Here is a 17,681-nt window from a genome sequence, read left to right as displayed (position 1 = left end):
ACTGACGCATGAATTTTCGTCCAGCCATCAAGTTTTGCAGCCAATGCGGCAGCGCCACGGAGCAGGCAATCCCCTCTGATGGGGACACCCGCCTTCGCGCTATGTGCACAGGCTGTGGCATGGTGCACTACCAAAATCCATTGAATGTGGTGGGCTGTATTCCCGTCACAGACGATGGGCGCATCTTGCTATGCAAACGCAACATTGAACCGCGCTGGGGCAAATGGACACTGCCAGCAGGCTTCATGGAACTGGATGAAACCACCTCGCAAGGGGCCGCACGTGAAACGGACGAAGAAGCCGGCGCAGACATTGAAATGGGCCGCCTTTTTTCCGTCATCAGCGTTCCCCGCGTGGCACAGGTTCATTTGTTCTATTGCGCGCGCCTGCGCAGTGAAACCCTGAACCCCGGCTACGAAACCATTGAAGCACGCCTGTTTCAGCCTGCAGATATTCCCTGGGATGAGCTGGCGTTTCGCACCGTCAGCATCACGCTGCAGCGTTATCTGGAAGATCGTGCTGCGGGCAGCATTCAAGTGCACAACATCGATCTGACTTAACTTGCATCAAGTTTTGGCCTGGCTTTTGCTTACAAGCAGTTACCGAGGCTGAACGTATATCTCATAACCAATCAGCCCGGACACGGAGGGCTGGTATGGCAAGAGACAACGAGATCCATATTGACACCTTTATCCCCTTTATGCGGGATGTCGCGCGGTGCGAGCGCTCTTTGCATGAGCTCAACCTCATGTGGCGCTTGATTGAATCTTCAGCCAAGATGAATTGCGCCGAAGAGGCCAGCAGCATGCTGCCCATGATGGCCGCCACGCGCGAGGGCTTTCAACGGCTGGAGCAAGATTTGGTGCAGTCCATGGTCTCGGAATCACTGACCGAGGTCATGTCCGAGATCGCCACCTGTGCCCACCACGTGATCGACATCGTCGTACGTAACCTCTACGAGCGCACGGCCGATATTGGCTTTCTTGCCACCGACCGCAGCTTGTGCAATTACGTCGCCAACCTGACCGACAGCCGCGGCATCATTGATCGGCTGCAGGCGTATCGCAGCAAATACACGGTCTATGACGAAATCATGCTCATCAATACCGAAGGCACGGTATTGGCACAGCTCGATGAAAGCTCGCCTGTAGAAGGCTCCCGCGAACCGATACTGGCGCAGACACTGGCAGCGAGCAGCTATGTTGAAAGCTTTCAGTACTGCGATTTGCGGCCCCACAAGCAACAAGCGCTGCTCTACACGCAACGCATGCTCCACCCCGTATCAGGCCAGCCCTGCGGCGTGCTGTGCCTGTCATTTGATTTTGAAGGTGAAATGGCGGGCATTTTTGCGGGCAGCAGTGCAGCTCAGGGCCGCAGCGTTGCTTTACTGTTGAACGAGCACAACCGTGTGATTGCCAGCAGCGATACCGCCTGGATTGCCTTGGGCACGCTGGTTCCAACCAACCAAGATGGTGCACCCAACCTGTACACCCACTCCGGGCGCACCTATCTTGTGCAAACCGTTTCCGCCAGCGGATACCAGGGCTACCCGGGACCCAGCGGCTGGAAAGGCCAGGTCATGATGCCGATTGAACAGGCATTTGGCACCAAAATAATGCGTTGCGTGGACAGCCTTGCCCCCGATGTGGCGCAAGGCCTGCTGGCCCACGCCAAAAGCTTTTGCCCGCCGCTGTACGACATCATCAAAGCCGCTGACTCTATCCGGCGGGTGGTGTGGAACGGTCAAGTGATGACTGCAGGCCAGCGTGCAGGCTCCAGCCGGTTGAAATCTGTCTTGGAGCAAATTGGCGAAACAGGCGCCCGGACCAACTTTGTGTTCAAGCAATCCATTCGCGACCTGTATGACACCGTGCTGAGCGCAGGCCTGCGAGACAGCCAGTCGCTGACGCAGCTGCTGGTCGATTTGCTTGACCGCAACCTCTACGAGCGCGCCAATGACTGCCGCTGGTGGGCGCTGTCTCCCATACTGCAGCAACTGCTCATCCAAAGCCATCCACACGAAACACCTGGCAGTGAGCTAATGGGCCAAGCCACACGCGTGCTAGAGCACATCAACAGCCTCTACACCGTCTACACGCGCTTGATGGTCTATGACCGCAATGGCCGCATTCTGTGTGCCAGCCACCCACAGCTGCCCGATGGAAGCAACGTATTAGGGCAGCACATTGACAGCGCCACACTGCAAGCCGTGATGGCGCTCAATCACAGCCAGTCCTACCATGTCAGCCAGTGGACCGCACAGCAGACAGGCGCTGAAGGCGCTACATACATCTATCACGCGCCCATTCGCACAGACGATGACAGCGCCACCACTGTCGGCGGGATTGCTATTGTCTTTAATGCTATTCCTGAACTACAGGCCATGCTCAACAGCGCTCTGATCGGCAAACCGAAGACACGCGCGTTGTACGTGAACCGTGCGGGCCTCGTGCTGGCAAGCACCGACCCGCTTTCACCGCCTGGCAGCACCGTGCAATTGCCCGCCGCGCATTTGCTGCAACTGCAAAACGGCACCAGCAATGCCGTTATCTCGGTGTATCACAACCAGTACTGCATCGTCGGTGCAGGCGTCTCGCGTGGCTATCGTGAATTCAAAATCACCGATGGCTATCGGGACGACGTGCTGGCCATTTCCATTGAGTCTTTTGGTCAGGTGGCCAGCGACAGCAATGCGCCCGACCCGTCTCACCACGCCATAGAGGCAACGGGAAACAACATGCACGGCGTTGAAATGGCCACCTTTTACATAGGCCAGCAATTATTTGCTCTGCGTGCTCAATCGGTATTGGAGGCATTGCCTGCCTCAGCCGTGAACCCTGTCTCTGCGGGTCGCCTGCGCTATTGCCGGGGCACCCTGGCACGCCACTCTCAAGGCCATGTGACAGGCTATGTCTGGGTGTTTGACCTGGCACAGCTGCTGACCGGCAAGCCAACCCGTATGACAGACCAAAGCCAGGTGGTGGTACTGGAGCACGATGACCGCAAGCTGGGCGTGCTGGTTGACGCACTGCATGGCGTGAACCACTTCACACACGACAAAATCATTGCCTCGCCCCGCATGGCTGGGGGCGCGCAGTCACTGGTCAATGAACTGATCAAAGCCAACCAAGGTTCGCTGCTGGTGCAATGCCTTGACCCGCAGGGCTTGCTCAATGCGCTGCACTACAACCCTTCGCAGGCCACATCCATGATGCAAACAGAAAAAAGCTGATGCACTGCAACGGCAGTCATGCCGTTGGCCGTGATCTAGCCGTCCACCCAAAGAGCAAGTGCTCAAAGAAAAAGAGCAGGCCTATCGAGCTGCAGGGTTGCCTGCAGCCATCAGTACAGCCCGCTTTCCCGACCACGAGACGATCATCTCTAGGGAACAGCGGGCAAGGCCTGTATCGAACGCAATACCTGCCGTGTGATGCCTTGGCGTTTTGCCAGATCGCCCAGTCTGTTTGGTGTGTCGATATTCATCACAAAAAAGACGGGACCCGTTGGCCATTCAACCCAGCCGGCCCACCAGCCAATCGTTCCTGACCATCCGGTCTTGACTCTCAAAATCCAGTCAGCACCTGCCTCATTGATCATCAAGTCTTTAACCAGCCGCTGATGCTCAAGCTTGAAGGGCAGATGGTTGCGGTAGAGCTGCTGGAGAAAATCAAGCTTTTCAAAGGCAGAGATTGCCAGGTCTCCTTCGACCCAGAATGGCTCGGCTCCAGTGGATAAGGCATTGCCGTACCCGATTTTTTCCATGAATGCAGTTTCCTGCTTCAGACCCAGCTGCTTTGCAAAGCGCTCATACACCCACACCGTGGAGTTGCGCATGGATGAGCGCAAGTCCTGGTCTTTATCCCAGGCTCTATTGCCACGGTGCACCCCATCCCAGGGGATGACTTCAAATTCATCCTTGATCGCCCCCGCCTCCAGCGCAAACAGTGCGTGAGGAATTTTGAAGGTCGATGCAGGCGAAAACCTCTGGGCGGCCCGCTGGGGATTGTGCACCCACAGCTGCTCCTTTGGTGCTCTGGCATCCAGCACCACCATGGTGCCAACGGCAGGTGCCTTTGCAAACCAGCCTGCCCACTCAGGTCTCTCCTGAGCGGAAGGTGCGGCAAATACAGAAGAGACGGCGCCCAGCGCCACCATTACAAGCAATCGTTTGATCTTTTTCATAGATGACGCCAATTTTAAATGGCAGTTTCAGCCCGGCGCATGGCGCAGGCCACGCAACATGGCCCCCGTTGCACATCACACGCTGTTCAATGCAGCATCCGCCATCTGGGCAACCTGCAAAGCGATCTCGGCAGACGTTCCATCCTCAAAATGCCATGCTGCCGACAGGCCAGCCCACGCAAGAATCCACTTCAAAAGCCTTTGCCTGTCCAGATGGGCATGTTCGGCCACCAAGCTCACACGTGACAAAAACCGCGCCGTATTGCCAGCAACTTCAAGCGCTGGATTACAAAATAGGTTGGCATAGTCAAAAGCACGCTCACCCCACAGCCCCTTCGGGTCAATGGCAAGCCAGCCTCTTGCTTCAAAATCGAGAATATTGTGATGGTGAATATCTCCGTGCAGACACCTGACATCTTGCGGATGCGCCAAAAGCTCCGTCATAGCCTGCCGTGATGGGTGCAAAACACCATGCCCTCCCAGCGCAGATGTTTCTAGCGCTCTGAAGCTGACATTCAATGGCGTCAGCGCAGGCGTTGGCACCGCTCGAGGCGAATGCAGCCTCGCAACCACGGCACAAATAATGCGACAGGCTTCGTCATCGTTTTCCTCTCGGCTGAGCGCAGCGAGGGAACGTGACCCTACCGATCGTTCCATCACGATGGCTGGGCCGGATTGTTCAAAAACTCTGGCAGCGCCATCGCCAGCCCACCACCGCAGCAACGCATAGCCTTCAATCTCCTCACTGGCCGTTGAAATTTTCAGCATCGGGGCCTGCCCCTGCCAGATCACGGGTTGCAGCAAGGCTGCAGGCGTCTGAATCGGTTGGCCGTCAATCGCTAACGACCAGTTGGCCAGATGTTCTGCAAGCAGTGTCTTCATGCTTCGAATCTACAACGCCTATAGACCAATGCGCGCCATAAGGTACTGCTGTTTGCTGTTGCTTACTGCTGCCTGTTTGTGCTGGCCACCTGTTGCATGACGCTTATGCAGTACAGAGTCATGCGCCCCACTGCACGTGCAAGCGATCAGCGCTGCAAACGTTTGCTGGCTTCCTGTGGCTGCGGTTGCGGGGTAAGGGGTTGCTCCCAATCGTCACCCCAGAGTTCACAGGGGTGCGGCGTGCGGTCCGAGCCATTGCCGCAGCGCAGATCGTCTGCTGGGCAATACTGATCGCAACCCCAGCACAATCGCTCGGGATGGGCTGGAACTACTGGAAATTTTTTGGCCATGGTGCTTGTCTCTTTTCCTTGTCACTGCGCAAGAGTGAAGGTATCCAAGTTACCGCATGAACTGGGCCACTGTACTTGAGTCGCATCAATCGATGAGGATTTTTGCCAACTGCTCACCAGCCACCCCAAACCATATGCCTTGACCAGATACGCTGGGGCTTTTCATTGTGCGGGTGCCAGCATATTGCTTCACCCGTATCCAGCTGCGTTCTTGGTAAACAAAAAATGGCACACCTTTTCAAGGAGCTATCTTGATTCATATCCGCCAGATTCAAGCCAGCGAATGGCAAAAATACCGTGACGTACGACTGCGTGCGCTGCGCGATGCACCGGACGCCTTTGGAAGCACTTACGCAATCGAAAGCGTAAAAACGGATGCGGCCTGGCAGCGTCAGATAGAGACAGCCCTTTCCTCCGGCAGTGACTGCCCTTTATTTGCTTACTCCCAAGAAGATGTGTGTGGCTTGGTCTGGTGCAAGCTGTCTGCTGCTGAGCCAGACACCGCACACATCTACCACATGTGGGTAGACCCTGCCTGCCGAGGATCAGGGGCAGGCCACGCGTTGCTGGATTTCGCCGTTAGGTGGGCCAAAAAAATGGCCGCACAACGTGTTCGCCTGGGCGTTACTTTTGCCCAAAGCCCAGCCATGAGCCTGTACCAAAAATATGGCTTTATTCAGGTTGGGAAAGTGGAGCCCCTGCGTGAAGGCTCTCACCTTGAATCCCTGACGCTGGAGCTGCGGCTGGAGCCCAGATCGCAAGCCTGATAACGCGCCAGACGCAGTCTTGAATGCTTGTGATTAACGCATCGCATTGCCAGGTTTCAGCGATCAGGTCACAGCCAGAGTTTCAAGTTTGCTGCCGCGACAAATCGGCAGCCAGCACAAGGTAGGATCACGCTTTTGTTAACGTTACTGCGTACCTATGCCCCAGAGCGTGCCAAAGATTTATCACGGAAGCTGCCTTTGCGCAAAGGTACGCTATGAACTGCTGACACCACCCAAGGCCGTGACGCACTGCCATTGCAGGCAGTGCCAAAAAAGCCATGGCGCTGCATTTTCGACCTATGGTGCTGTACCGCACAGTGCCCTGCGTATCGTGACCGGTTCTGCGGACATTCACTCCTATGCTTCGTCTGAATTTGCGGTGCGTCAGTTCTGTGCGCACTGCGGCTCATCGCTATTTTGGTCACAGCCCGAGGGGGATTGGTCTGACTGGGTCTGCATCGCCTTGGGTACGCTGGATACGCCTTTCACGCCGCAAAAGCAAAAGCACACACATATATCGTCTAAAGCCCCATGGGATGAATTTGTACCTGCAGCCTCGCCAAAGGAGTAAGTGCAGCCCGTGCCAGCGTTCAAGCCATGCCCTCGAAGACTTGGCACGGCATGCATCGAAGTGCGTTCAGTTTTTTGAAGCTGCAGCAACTGGCGTATAGCGCAAGCCGCTAAAGCAGGCCGCCAGCACCGCAAACGCAACAGCCAGCCACATGGCACGTTGCTCAGCCACACCTTCAGTGCCCGGCCACAGCACGAACGCCCCGGCCAGACACACGGCACCCAGACCCTGCCCGGTGTGCCGCGCTGAGCCCAGCATGCCACTGGCAGCCCCACTGCGGTGCACAGGGGCTGTCGTCACAATCGTGTGATTGTTGGGCGACTGAAACATGGCAAAACCTGCGCCACACAGCGCCAGACGCCATGCAATATCGCAAGCCGCAGCGCCCACGGGCAGCAAAGCCAGTGCGCACAGGCCTGCGGCAAACAGCGACATGCCCATAGCCCCCAGCCGCCCCGCTGGAATACGGCCAATTTTGCGCCCCACCATCGGGGCCACAACGGCCAGCGCCAGAGGCCAGGCACTGATCAGCAACCCTGCCCGGCCAATGCTGACGCCATGGGTTTCAATCAACAAGAACGGCACTGCCAAAAAGGCAATGGTCTGCGCGCTGAAAGCGCTGATCGATGCGCCCATAGACAGGGCAAACACAGGAATGCGCAGCAAATCCAGCGGCAGCATGGGCTGCGTTTCGCGTTTTTGGCGTCGCACATAAAAAACGCCTGCTATCAGGCCAATACCCAGCCACAGGGCCGCCCACTGCAAGCCTTGCCCGCCCTGCGAATGGCTGACACGATCCAGCGCCAAGAAAATTGAGCCAAACATGACTACGTTCAGGCCCACGTCCCACCACGACAGGCCGCGTGCGTCAGACCCTTGGCGAGGCTTGGGCAGCGCCTGCATACCCAGCCAACACACCCACAGCGCCAAAGGCAGGTGCAAGCTGAACAGCCAGCGCCAGTTCAGTTGCGACAGCACCAAAGCCGCCAGCACAGGGCCCATCACCGTGCTCAGCGCCACTACCATGGAGTTCAAGGCCATGCCCTGCCCCAGCATGCCTCGCGGATAAATCTGACGCACCAGCGCACCATTGACGCTCAAGGCACCTGCCATGCCCATCCCTTGCAGGGCACGCGCAGCAATCAACCAGGGCAGTGAAGGCGCCAGCGCCGCCATGATGCTGGCCAAGCCAAATACCAGCATGCCCCACAGGTACACGCGCTTGTAACCCAGCCTGTCACCCAGCGCCGCCAGTGGCAGCAGCAACACCAGTGAAGCGATCTGGTTGGCATTGACCACCCACAGGGTGTAGGACGGGTCAATCTGCCACTGGCGTGCCATTTGCGGCAAGGCCAGATTCAGCATGGTGCTATCGAGCACACAAATCATCAAGCCACAGACGATGACCGCCATGGCCAGCTTGCGCGCACGCCCCTGCATGCCGTCTACAGGTTCAGGCACGGGGGTGGCGGAAGAAAGCAAAATACTCATATTCGATAGCTACTGGCGCTGGCTAAATCAACGCCGATGCCCTGTTTGGGCACAAAAAACCCCGCAAAGCCTTGCGGGGTGGTTGAGCGCAGAACGCTTACAGATGCTGGATCACTACTTGCCCAAAGCCTGAGCAGGACACCTGGGTTGCGCCCTCCATCAGGCGCGCAAAGTCATACGTCACCTTCTTGCTTTGAATGGCTTTTTCCATGCCACTGATGAGCAAATCTGCCGCCTCTGACCAGCCCAGGTGCCGCAGCATCATCTCGCCGGAAAGGATCATGGAGCCGGGGTTCACATAGTCTTTGCCTGCATATTTGGGGGCTGTTCCATGCGTGGCTTCAAACACTGCCACGGCGTTGGACATATTGGCCCCCGGAGCAATTCCAATGCCGCCAATTTGTGCGGCCACCGCGTCCGAGATGTAGTCGCCATTCAAGTTCATCGTGGCAATCACGCTGTACTCGGCCGGGCGCAGCAGCACCTGCTGCAAGAACGCATCGGTGATGCTGTCTTTGATGGTGATGCGTTTGCCTGTCTTGGGGCTGAGCACTTCCACCCACGGGCCACCATCAATCAGCTCGCCACCAAACTCTTTGACGGCCAGGTCATAGCCCCAGTCGCGAAAGCTGCCTTCCGTGAACTTCATGATGTTGCCCTTGTGCACCAAGGTGACTGAAGGCTTGTCATGGTCGATTGCGTACTGAATGGCTTTGCGCACCAAGCGCTCTGTGCCCTCTTTGGACACCGGCTTGATGCCCAGCCCCGAGGTTTCAGGAAAACGGATCTTGTCGATACCCAGCTCGTCGCGCAAAAAGGCAATCAGCTTTTTGGCCTTGTCGCTGCCGGCGGCAAATTCGATACCCGCATAAATGTCTTCCGAGTTTTCGCGAAAGATCACCATGTCGGTCTTCTCGGGCTCGCGCACCGGCGAGGGCACGCCCTCGAAGTAACGCATGGGGCGCAGACAGACATACAGATCCAGCTCCTGACGCAATGCAACGTTCAGCGAGCGAATGCCCCCGCCCACAGGCGTGTTCAGCGGGCCTTTGATGGACACAGCGTACTCACGCACGGCATCCATGGTCTCGTCAGACAGCCACACATCGGGGCCGTAGATTTGGGTGGATTTTTGACCGGCATACACCTCCATCCACTGAATCTGGCGCGCCCCGCCATAGGCCTTGGCCACAGCGGCATCCACCACCTTGCGCATCACCGGGGTCACGTCGCGGCCCACGCCATCGCCCTCAATAAAGGGAATGATGGGTTGCAGGGGCACGTTCAGGGTCATGTCCGCATTGACAGTGATCTTCTGGCCTTGCGCGGGGATTTGAATATGGGTGTATTTGCTCATGAAACGCGGTCTCCTGACTCCAACTCAAAACCAATGCCGTGTGTATACAGCGTTGGACAATCATTCTAGGTGAGCTTGTAAGTCGTCCAAGACATACACAGGCACCTGCATGACATTGCACAATAGCGCCATGAACCTGCTGCCACTCCGATTAAGCGCCCGCCTGGCACTGGCTGCCCTGCTGGCCACGGGCTTTGCCGCCCATGCCCAAGCGCCTGCGGGCGAGCCACAACTGAACCTGCCTCGTATTGAATTGCGAGCAGGCATGTTCCGCATTGATACGCAAGTTGCAGCGCGCTTTCATGAGCGCCAGACAGGCTTGATGCACCGCACCTCGATGCCCCAACACGAAGGCATGCTGTTTGTGTTTGAAAGCCCCGGCGTGCAATGCTTCTGGATGAAAAACACCTTGTTGCCACTGACGGCGGCATTCGTGGCTGATGACGGAACCATTGTCAATCTGGCTGATATGCAGCCGCTGGATGAAAACTCCCACTGCTCCGCCAAGCCTGTGCGGTACGTGCTGGAGATGAACCAGGGCTGGTTTGCAGCAAAAGGCATCAAGGCGGGAGCCAAGCTCACCGGCGCGCCTTTCAAGGCACCAGCGCCTTAAATCCTGGGCGGCACGACCTTCGCCGCCATGCTTGATGCATGCAAGAACCCAGGCACCTGCCTGCGGTTACCCCACAAAGCCCATTCAAGATGGGCTATGGAACAAGCTGCGCAACCGCAACTGCAACCGACACCCAATTGCTGCAGCTGTTGCTTGTGACCAAGTGCTAGAGCTGCCTTACTGGCGCTGATGCGCACAAGGCTTAGCCAGTCTATGAAGCTGTGATTGCCGCAGACTCCATCTCAGCTGCCCGCCCTTGCAAGAACGCGTGAATACACCAAGGCAATTCGTTTACACATCGCAATCCGGCGATCGCCACATGTCTTCGTTCAGGAAGCCATGCGTGAAAGAAGTCCAGTGGTTACCACCAGCGAAGTTTGGCGGCCACCACAATCCATTGCATCAACAGGCCGGTTGAACGCTGCTGACCAGCACTTTTGAGCACGAAGTCTACGAGCTGCGATCCGGGCAGCCATTGAATCAATTGCCTGAATTGCGCGGCCCTCAGGCAGTAGCTCTTGGCGGAGCCACGACTGGAATTAAGGAAGCCTGCCTTGAGTTCGAGCAAGGCGACTGCCCTGCCCTCATGAGCAGCAGCACTCGCCGCACTGATGCCCCCGCCACCCTGAATACGGCAGCAAAACGGTCCCTACCTGTATTCACTGCAGGCTAGGGTTAACCACAGGCAAGGGCTGTACCGACGAACTGTACCTACTCACGTGGGTACAGTGAATTTACAGTGCACCGTCGGCCATACAGAGCCGAACACATTGCAGGAAAACGCACAGCCTTATTCCCTGCATGACATACAAGGAGACAAGCATGAAGACAAGCAAGAAATTCGGCTACAGCATGATGGCAGCAGCTTTGTTCACTGGTGCAGGCGCCTTCGCCCAGGACATCAAGATTGGCTACAACGCCGATCTGTCCGGCAGCGGTGTGGCCGAGCTGGGAATTTCCGGACGCTGGGCTTTTGAGGCTGCCATTGAAGATGTCAACAAAGCGGGCGGTATTCTTGGCCGCAAGGTGGTGGGCGTCATCCGTGACGATCTGGGTACGCCACCCAAGTCCATCCAGAACATGACAGAGCTGATCGACAACGAAAAGGTAGCTGCTGTGGTCGGGCCTGCCAACTCCGGCAACGCCCTGGCCTGGCTGCACATCCCGCAGCAAAAGAAAATTCCGGTAGTGGTGCCGATTGCCACCGGCACGGAGATCACAACCCGTTACGCCAAGGAAGCCCAGAACTACCTTTTCCGCGTCTCCATGGTTGACCGCGAACAAACCGCATTGCTGGGTGCCTATGCAGCAAAGAGCACCAAGACCCAGAAGGTTGCCATCATTGCCGACTCCACCGGCTACGGACAAGGCGGCACCAAGGATGCCACCGACATACTGGCATTGCACGGCATCAAGCCGGTGGCTGTGGAAAAATTCGGTCCCAAAGACACGGACATCACCTCGCAGCTGTCCAAGATCAAGGCTGCTGGCGCCGACACCGTGATCGTCTATGGCTTGGCGGACGGCACAGCCCAGGTCGTGCGCAGCATGGAAAAGATCAACTACCAGCCCACCACACTGGGTGCCTGGGGCAATCTGAGCTCGCTGTTCCCCAAAATGACGGGCCCCGCGCTGGCTCCGAACCTGATCATGGCGGCCTCCACGACGGAGGACACCAGTGCAAAGACCAAGGCTCTGGGCGAACGGATTCGCAAGAACTTTCCCACGCTGACCACATTCCCTGCCGCCGCCCAGGCCTACGACTCGGTGATGCTGATTGCCGCTGCGATGAAGCAGGCCAACAGCACCGATGGCCCCAAGGTTGCTGCCGCGCTGGAAAATCTGGACTCTGTACCCGGTGTCATCAAGACCTACAGCAAGCCTTTCTCCAAGGCCAACCACGAAGGTCTGGGCGTACAGGACTTCTATCTGGCTCGCTGGAAAGGCAGTGAGGTCACCAAGTACGAGGACGACATCACCAAGAGCCTGCAGCCTTCTGACCTGAAAAAGTAAACGGATCATGTCACCGCCGCTGGGCGTGCGCGCCTGGCAGCTTTTGGCGGTGACCCAAGCGAGCGGCAGCGGTGTCGCTCGCTTTCATGACATGGCATCCATGCATAAAGACCGGTACTGACCGCTGCCACGCGGCAGCACATCTGCATTTTTCAGGCTGATAGGAATCTCTCAAATGCAAGCCAGCATTCTTCAGGCCATTTTCAGTGGCTTAGCCTTGGGCAGCATTTACTCGCTGGTTGCCCTGGGCTTCAACATTACCTACAACACCACCAAGACGTTCAACTTCGGCCAGGGAGAATTCCTGGTCGCTGGGGCTTTTATAGGCGTTTCCGTGCTGCTGCTGCTGGCCGGTCACGATTTGCAAGGCTCACTGGAAATTGCCGAAGTCACCCTCGCGCGCTACGGCCTGAGCATGGTCACCACCTTTTTGCTCATGGGTGCGCTGGGCGTGCTCCTGTACTACACCGCCGTGCGCCCTTTCTTCGGCAAGCCCGGCCTGGCATGGGTGATGAGCACCATCGGTTTTGGCATCATTGTTCAGAACATTGCGCTCGCCATCTGGGGCCCTTCCCCCATGGTGATGCCCTCTCCGCTGGGCAACGACGTCATTCGCATCGGCGGTGCCGGCGTACTGCCGCAAGAAATTCTGGTGCTGTGCATCAGCGTGTCCCTGATGCTGTGCCTGGATGTCATCATGCGCAAAACCCGTTTGGGCAAGGCCGTGCGCGCCGTGGCACAAAGTGGCCCGGCTGCTGTGCTGATGGGCATCAATGTCACCGCCATCATCGTGCTGGCATTCATTGTCAGCTCCAGCCTGGCAGGCATTGCCGGCCTGCTGATTGCCCCCATCACCACGGCCTCGGTCTTCATGGGCCTGACCTTGGCTCTGAAGGCGTTCTCAGCCGCCATCGTCGGCGGACTGAGCAACCCGCGCGGCTGCATGCTGGGCGGTTTCCTGCTGGGGCTTCTGGAGGCCATGGTCGGTCTGTGGCAGGCCGAACTGCGAGAAATCAGTATCTTCCTGCTGATTATTTTTGTTCTGGTGCTCAAGCCAGAAGGTCTGCTGGGGCAGCGTCTGGTGGAGAAAGTCTGATGGGGCAATACAAACATCTTGCTGGCGTGGCCCTGTTTGCCGCCATTGCCGCCCTGCTGCCACTGATTACGGACAACGGCTTTTACCTGAAGGTCGTTTTCATGGTCGGCATCAACTATCTGGCTGCCGCCGGTCTCAATGTGCTGGTGGGTTATACCGGGCAGAAGTCGCTGGGCCATGCTGGCCTGTTTGCGGTGGGCGCCTACACGGCCGCCTTGCTGACTGCCCGCATGGAGTGGAACCCCTGGCTGGCTTTGCTGGCAGCGGGTGTCGTGGCCGGTATCTTTGGCGTGCTGATTGCACTACCCGCCTTGCGCGTCAAAGGCCCGGCCCTGGCGATGGTGACCATAGGTTTTGGCGTTGTGGTCGAAAAAGTGGTCTCTGAATGGCAGGACGTTTTTGCCGGCCAGCAAGGCATCTACGGTGTGCTGCCCCTGTCCATCAACGGACATATCTTCGACATGCGCGAATGGGTGTGGCTGGTTCTGGCACTGGGCGTGGCAACCCATCTGATGATGCGCTCGCTGCTCAGCGGCAAGTTCGGCCGGGCCTTTATGGCAGTGAACACGGCAGAAGTGGCTGCCGAAAGCGTGGGGGTCAGCGTGTACAAGTTCAAGGTGCTGGCATTTGTGATCAGTGCCGTCACCTGCGGTGTAGCTGGTGCCTTGGTGGCACAGCAAAACCAGTACATCAACTCCGACTTCATCACGTTCAATCTGTCCATCTTCTTTTTGCTGATCGTGCTGCTCGGAGGCAAGTCGGTTTATGGGCCATTGCTAGGTGCCCTGGTCCTTACACTGCTGGACGCTTTTTTGGCACGCTGGCCCGGTGTGCAGCACTTCACCTATGGCGCTTTGCTGCTGTTTGGTCTGTATGTCATGCCCGATGGGCTGTCAGGTACGGTGTCCAGGTTCTTCACCAAGCGCAAGCCAGCCTTGAGCAACCGGGACATACCGCTGCCATCAGTCAGTCTGCGCGAGCTGGCTGGTGCACGTGCAATCGATGTCAAGGGCCCGTTGCTGCAAACCGAGGGGCTGTACAAGGCCTATGGCGGCGTGGTGCCCACCAACAACATCAGTATCGACCTTCAGCCCGGTCATGTGCATTCGCTGATTGGCCCCAATGGTGCGGGCAAGACCACGCTGCTCAACATCCTCTCAGGCATCATCCCGCCAACCAAGGGTGCTATACGTTTTTGCGGTGAGAGCATTCTGGCCAAGCCTGCCAATCAGATCTGCGCCATGGGCCTGGGTCGCACCTTCCAGAACCTGAAGCTCTTTGCCGACATGAGCGTGATCGACAACGTCAAAGTGGGGTTGCACCAGCATATCCGCGCAGGATTTGGTGCTTATCTCTTTGCACTTCCTGCTGCAAAAAGGCAAGAGCGCGAGGCCACTGCACAGGCCATGCAGGTGTTGCAGTTCCTGGGGCTGGACACCAAGGCCTATGAAACTGCGGGCAGCCTGCCCTACGGCCTGCAACGTCGGGTAGAGCTGGCTCGCGCGCTGGCCACCCGGCCCAGTTTGCTGCTGCTCGATGAGCCTGCGGCAGGCCTGAACCCCCAGGAAACACAGGAGCTGACAGGCGTGATCCGAAGCATCAAGGAGCTGGGCATCACTGTGCTGCTGATCGAGCACCACATGGACCTGGTGATGGCCATTTCCGACCACGTAATCGTGCTCGACTACGGCGAAAAGATCGCTGAAGGCACACCCACACAGGTACAGAAAAACCCACGCGTGATCACCGCCTACCTCGGTGCACCGGACGATGACGCGCAGCTCGCTCCTGCCACCTTCGCAACTTCATTGGAAAACAAGCATGCATGACACACCTGTTTTGCAAGTGAAAGACTTGCAGGCCCGCTACGGTGCAGTGGAGGCGCTCAAAGGCATTTCGCTGGAGGTCTATCCCGGCGAGGTCGTCACGATGATTGGTGGAAATGGTGCCGGAAAAAGCACACTGATGAAGGTGATCTCGGGCCTGGAGCCGGCACATTCGGGCAGCGTCTTGTTCAAGGGCCAGGACATCACCCGCATGCCTGGCCACCTGCGGGTGGCGCTGGGTATTGCCCAGTCGCCCGAGGGCCGCCAGGTCTTTGCGGACCAGAGCGTGCGTGACAATCTGATGCTGGGTGCCTACCACCGCAAGGCTACCCGGGCCGAACTGGAGCACGACATTGAGGCACAGTTCCTGGCCTTCCCTCGGCTCAAGGAACGTCAGCACCAAATGGCCGGCACCATGTCCGGCGGCGAGCAGCAGATGCTGGCCATTGCCCGCGCCCTGATGGCCAGACCCCAGTTGCTGCTGCTCGACGAACCCTCGCTGGGTCTGGCGCCATTGATCGTCAAAGAGATTTTCTCCATTGTGCGCAGCCTCAAGCAGCGTGACATCACCATCTTGCTGGTGGAGCAAATGGCCAACCAGGCCCTGAGTGTTGCCGACCGCGGCTATGTGCTGGAGACCGGAAAAATCATACTGGAAGGCTCCAGCACGGCCCTGCGCAGCGACGACAAGGTGCGTGCGGCCTATCTCGGCAGCCACTGAAAACAGCACGCCCTCCTCTTTTAGCCCCCGTTTCTTTCACAGGGCGGCCCGGCCGCTGTGCATGGCTCGCCTCCTCTTTTTGCAGACAAGACACCCTTGCGGTGCTTGGGAGTTCCCGTGATCGACATCCACGCCGACAGCACAATCGGAGAAGTCCTTTTCTCCGCTGCACAGCGCTATGGCCACCACAGCCTGCTGTGCATCCCTGAAAACCCAGCCCGCAACTACCTGCCCGCGGGCTGCGAAATCACCTACCAGCAAGCAGCCGATGCCATTCGCGAGCTGATGCAGCACTACACGGCCGCCGGCTACGGCCTGGGCCACCGCGTAGGTTTGCTGCTGGACAGCCGCCCTGAGCACATGCTGCACAAGCTGGCACTGAATGCGCTGGGCGTGTGCTGTGTTCCCGTCAACCCGGACTACCGCCCGCGTGAGTACGCCTACTTGATCGATCACGCCCAGGTCGATCTGCTGGTGGTCTTGCAAGACCGAATCGAACACACACAGGCCGCGCTGCTACACAGCGGCAACCAGCCTCCCGTGGTTGCTCTTGAGGCATTCACCGCCGCCCTGCCGCCATGCCCACGCAGTGCAGAAGCTGGCGCAGTCTGCGCAGACACACCCGCCAGCATTCTGTACACCTCAGGCACGACAGGCAGACCCAAGGGCTGTGTGCTCTCCCACCGCTACGAGCTGGCTGCAGGGCAGGACTATGCCAGGCTGGGGGGTTTGGCCACCATTGGCAAGCAGGACCGGCTGTACAACCCACTGCCGCTGTTTCACGTCAACGCCTCCATCCTGTCCTTTTATTGCATGCTACTCACGGGCGGCTGCCAGATTCAGAGCGACCGTTTCCAGCCCACCCGCTTTTGGAGGGAGGTGGTGCAGACCCGCGCCACCATTGCGCACTATCTGGGCGTCATCATGCAGATGCTGTTCGTACAGCCGCCTTCCGAGCTGGACCGTGCCCACCAGCTACGTTTTGCCGCCGGGGCCGGCGTGGAGCCGCAACTGCATGCCGCGTTTGAAGAACGGTTTGGCGTACCGCTTCTGGAGCTGTGGGGCATGACTGAGATGGTGAGGGTCATGATGGACTGCCAGGCCCCGCGCCAAGTGGGCACGCGCGCTTTTGGCCGAGATCGACCCAGCCAAGGACTGCAAGCCCGAGCCGTTGATGAGCTGGACCAGACAGTGCCCGACGGCAGTGCGGGTGAGCTGGTCATACGCCACAGCGCACACAGCCCCCGGCAGGATTTTTTCTCTGGCTACTACAACGATCCGGAGGCCACCGAGCAGGCCTGGCGCAGTGGCTGGTTCCATACCGGCGACATGGTGGTGCGCGACGCCACGGGCATGTTCCATTTCATGGACCGGCGCAAAAACATCATCCGCAGGTCCGGTGAAAACATTGCGGCTGCTGAAATCGAGGCACTGCTGGTCACCCATCCGTGGGTGGAAAACGCCGCCGTCATGGCGGTGCAGGACGAGATACGCGACGAAGAGGTGCTGGCCTGCGTGGTGCTCAAGCCCTCGACCGAGGCCACGGGCCAAGACCACGATCAGATCGCCCAGGCATTGTTCGACTTCTGCAACCAGAACATGGCTTATTACAAGACTCCCGGCTGGCTCTGGTTTGCCCAGCAGATTCCCACGACAGGCACGCAGAAGATCCAGAAGCACGCCATCTTCCCCCAGCACAGCGACCCGCGCCTGCTGCCCGGCATGATCGATCTGCGCAAGCGCAAAAAGCGCAACTAAAAGCCTTGCAACAATCCCGGCCAGCCCCGGCTTGCACGGGTGGTGGCTGGCCGG

General features: G+C 58.2%; 16 protein-coding genes. 10 read left to right on the top strand and 6 right to left on the bottom strand.

Going from position 1 to position 17,681, the window contains the following annotated elements; translation table 11 throughout:
* Positions 1-8 precede the first annotated feature (8 nt).
* The gene (locus tag H9646_RS15780; RefSeq protein WP_191724344.1) at positions 9-560 is read left to right on the top strand and encodes an NUDIX hydrolase; all 552 of its coding nucleotides are present in this window, start codon (positions 9-11) and stop codon (positions 558-560) included.
* A 95-nt stretch (positions 561-655) separates the two neighbouring features.
* Entirely contained in the window at positions 656-3,232 is a 2,577-nt protein-coding gene (locus H9646_RS15775) for a chemotaxis protein CheW (RefSeq protein WP_191724343.1), read from the top strand.
* Positions 3,233-3,381: 149 nt separating this feature from the next.
* Here the strand turns inward: H9646_RS15775 and H9646_RS15770 are convergent, their stop codons facing one another.
* The 3 genes from H9646_RS15770 to H9646_RS15760 form a co-directional block, all read right to left on the bottom strand.
* Positions 3,382-4,182, bottom strand: a complete 801-nt coding sequence (locus tag H9646_RS15770; protein WP_191724342.1) for a class D beta-lactamase — start codon at positions 4,180-4,182, stop codon at positions 3,382-3,384.
* Between the two features lie 75 nt (positions 4,183-4,257).
* Positions 4,258-5,064: an aminoglycoside phosphotransferase family protein gene (locus tag H9646_RS15765; RefSeq protein WP_191724341.1), complete on the bottom strand. Its 807-nt coding sequence runs from the start codon at positions 5,062-5,064 to the stop codon at positions 4,258-4,260.
* A gap of 146 nt (positions 5,065-5,210) precedes the next feature.
* Complete coding sequence (locus H9646_RS15760) at positions 5,211-5,414, bottom strand: DUF3079 domain-containing protein (protein ID WP_191724340.1); 204 nt, start codon at positions 5,412-5,414, stop codon at positions 5,211-5,213.
* 251 nt (positions 5,415-5,665) lie between these two features.
* Here H9646_RS15760 and H9646_RS15755 point away from each other — a divergent pair, with 251 nt between their 5' ends.
* Positions 5,666-6,181, top strand: a complete 516-nt coding sequence (locus H9646_RS15755; protein WP_191724339.1) for a GNAT family N-acetyltransferase — start codon at positions 5,666-5,668, stop codon at positions 6,179-6,181.
* Positions 6,182-6,338: 157 nt separating this feature from the next.
* Entirely contained in the window at positions 6,339-6,752 is a 414-nt protein-coding gene (locus H9646_RS15750; RefSeq protein ID WP_225214254.1) for a GFA family protein, read from the top strand.
* A 66-nt stretch (positions 6,753-6,818) separates the two neighbouring features.
* Here H9646_RS15750 and H9646_RS15745 read toward each other — a convergent pair whose 3' ends face one another.
* Positions 6,819-8,243, bottom strand: coding sequence for an MFS transporter (locus H9646_RS15745; RefSeq protein ID WP_225214253.1), 1,425 nt, complete (start codon positions 8,241-8,243; stop codon positions 6,819-6,821).
* Between the two features lie 97 nt (positions 8,244-8,340).
* The gene (gene icd, locus H9646_RS15740) at positions 8,341-9,600 is read right to left on the bottom strand and encodes an NADP-dependent isocitrate dehydrogenase (protein ID WP_191724338.1); all 1,260 of its coding nucleotides are present in this window, start codon (positions 9,598-9,600) and stop codon (positions 8,341-8,343) included.
* Positions 9,601-9,709: 109 nt separating this feature from the next.
* Here icd and H9646_RS15735 point away from each other — a divergent pair, with 109 nt between their 5' ends.
* The gene (locus H9646_RS15735; RefSeq protein ID WP_191724337.1) at positions 9,710-10,213 is read left to right on the top strand and encodes a DUF192 domain-containing protein; all 504 of its coding nucleotides are present in this window, start codon (positions 9,710-9,712) and stop codon (positions 10,211-10,213) included.
* Between the two features lie 361 nt (positions 10,214-10,574).
* On the opposite strand, the gene H9646_RS15730 is transcribed toward H9646_RS15735, so the two are convergent.
* Positions 10,575-10,781, bottom strand: a complete 207-nt coding sequence (locus H9646_RS15730; protein WP_191724336.1) for a hypothetical protein — start codon at positions 10,779-10,781, stop codon at positions 10,575-10,577.
* Between the two features lie 254 nt (positions 10,782-11,035).
* Between H9646_RS15730 and H9646_RS15725 the strand changes: the two genes are divergently transcribed.
* The 5 genes from H9646_RS15725 to H9646_RS15705 all read left to right on the top strand — a co-directional run bounded on the left by H9646_RS15725 (position 11,036) and on the right by H9646_RS15705 (position 17,627).
* Entirely contained in the window at positions 11,036-12,226 is a 1,191-nt protein-coding gene (locus H9646_RS15725; protein ID WP_191724335.1) for an ABC transporter substrate-binding protein, read from the top strand.
* Between the two features lie 175 nt (positions 12,227-12,401).
* Positions 12,402-13,322, top strand: coding sequence for a branched-chain amino acid ABC transporter permease (locus H9646_RS15720; protein WP_191724334.1), 921 nt, complete (start codon positions 12,402-12,404; stop codon positions 13,320-13,322).
* Entirely contained in the window at positions 13,322-15,151 is a 1,830-nt protein-coding gene (locus tag H9646_RS15715; RefSeq protein ID WP_191724333.1) for a branched-chain amino acid ABC transporter ATP-binding protein/permease, read from the top strand. The genes H9646_RS15720 and H9646_RS15715 overlap by 1 nt, the downstream gene beginning before the upstream one ends.
* Positions 15,144-15,869 carry an ABC transporter ATP-binding protein gene (locus H9646_RS15710; protein ID WP_191724332.1) on the top strand — a complete coding sequence of 242 codons (726 nt, stop codon included), beginning with the start codon at positions 15,144-15,146 and terminating at the stop codon, positions 15,867-15,869. Before H9646_RS15715 ends, H9646_RS15710 begins: the two co-directional genes overlap by 8 nt.
* 117 nt (positions 15,870-15,986) lie before the next feature.
* Positions 15,987-17,627, top strand: coding sequence for an AMP-binding protein (locus tag H9646_RS15705; protein WP_191724331.1), 1,641 nt, complete (start codon positions 15,987-15,989; stop codon positions 17,625-17,627).
* Positions 17,628-17,681: the final 54 nt, after the last annotated feature.

Source organism: Comamonas avium (assembly GCF_014836675.1).
Taxonomy (GTDB): Bacteria; Pseudomonadota; Gammaproteobacteria; order Burkholderiales; family Burkholderiaceae_C; genus Comamonas; species Comamonas avium.
This window is presented reverse-complemented; position numbering and strand designations above follow the sequence as displayed.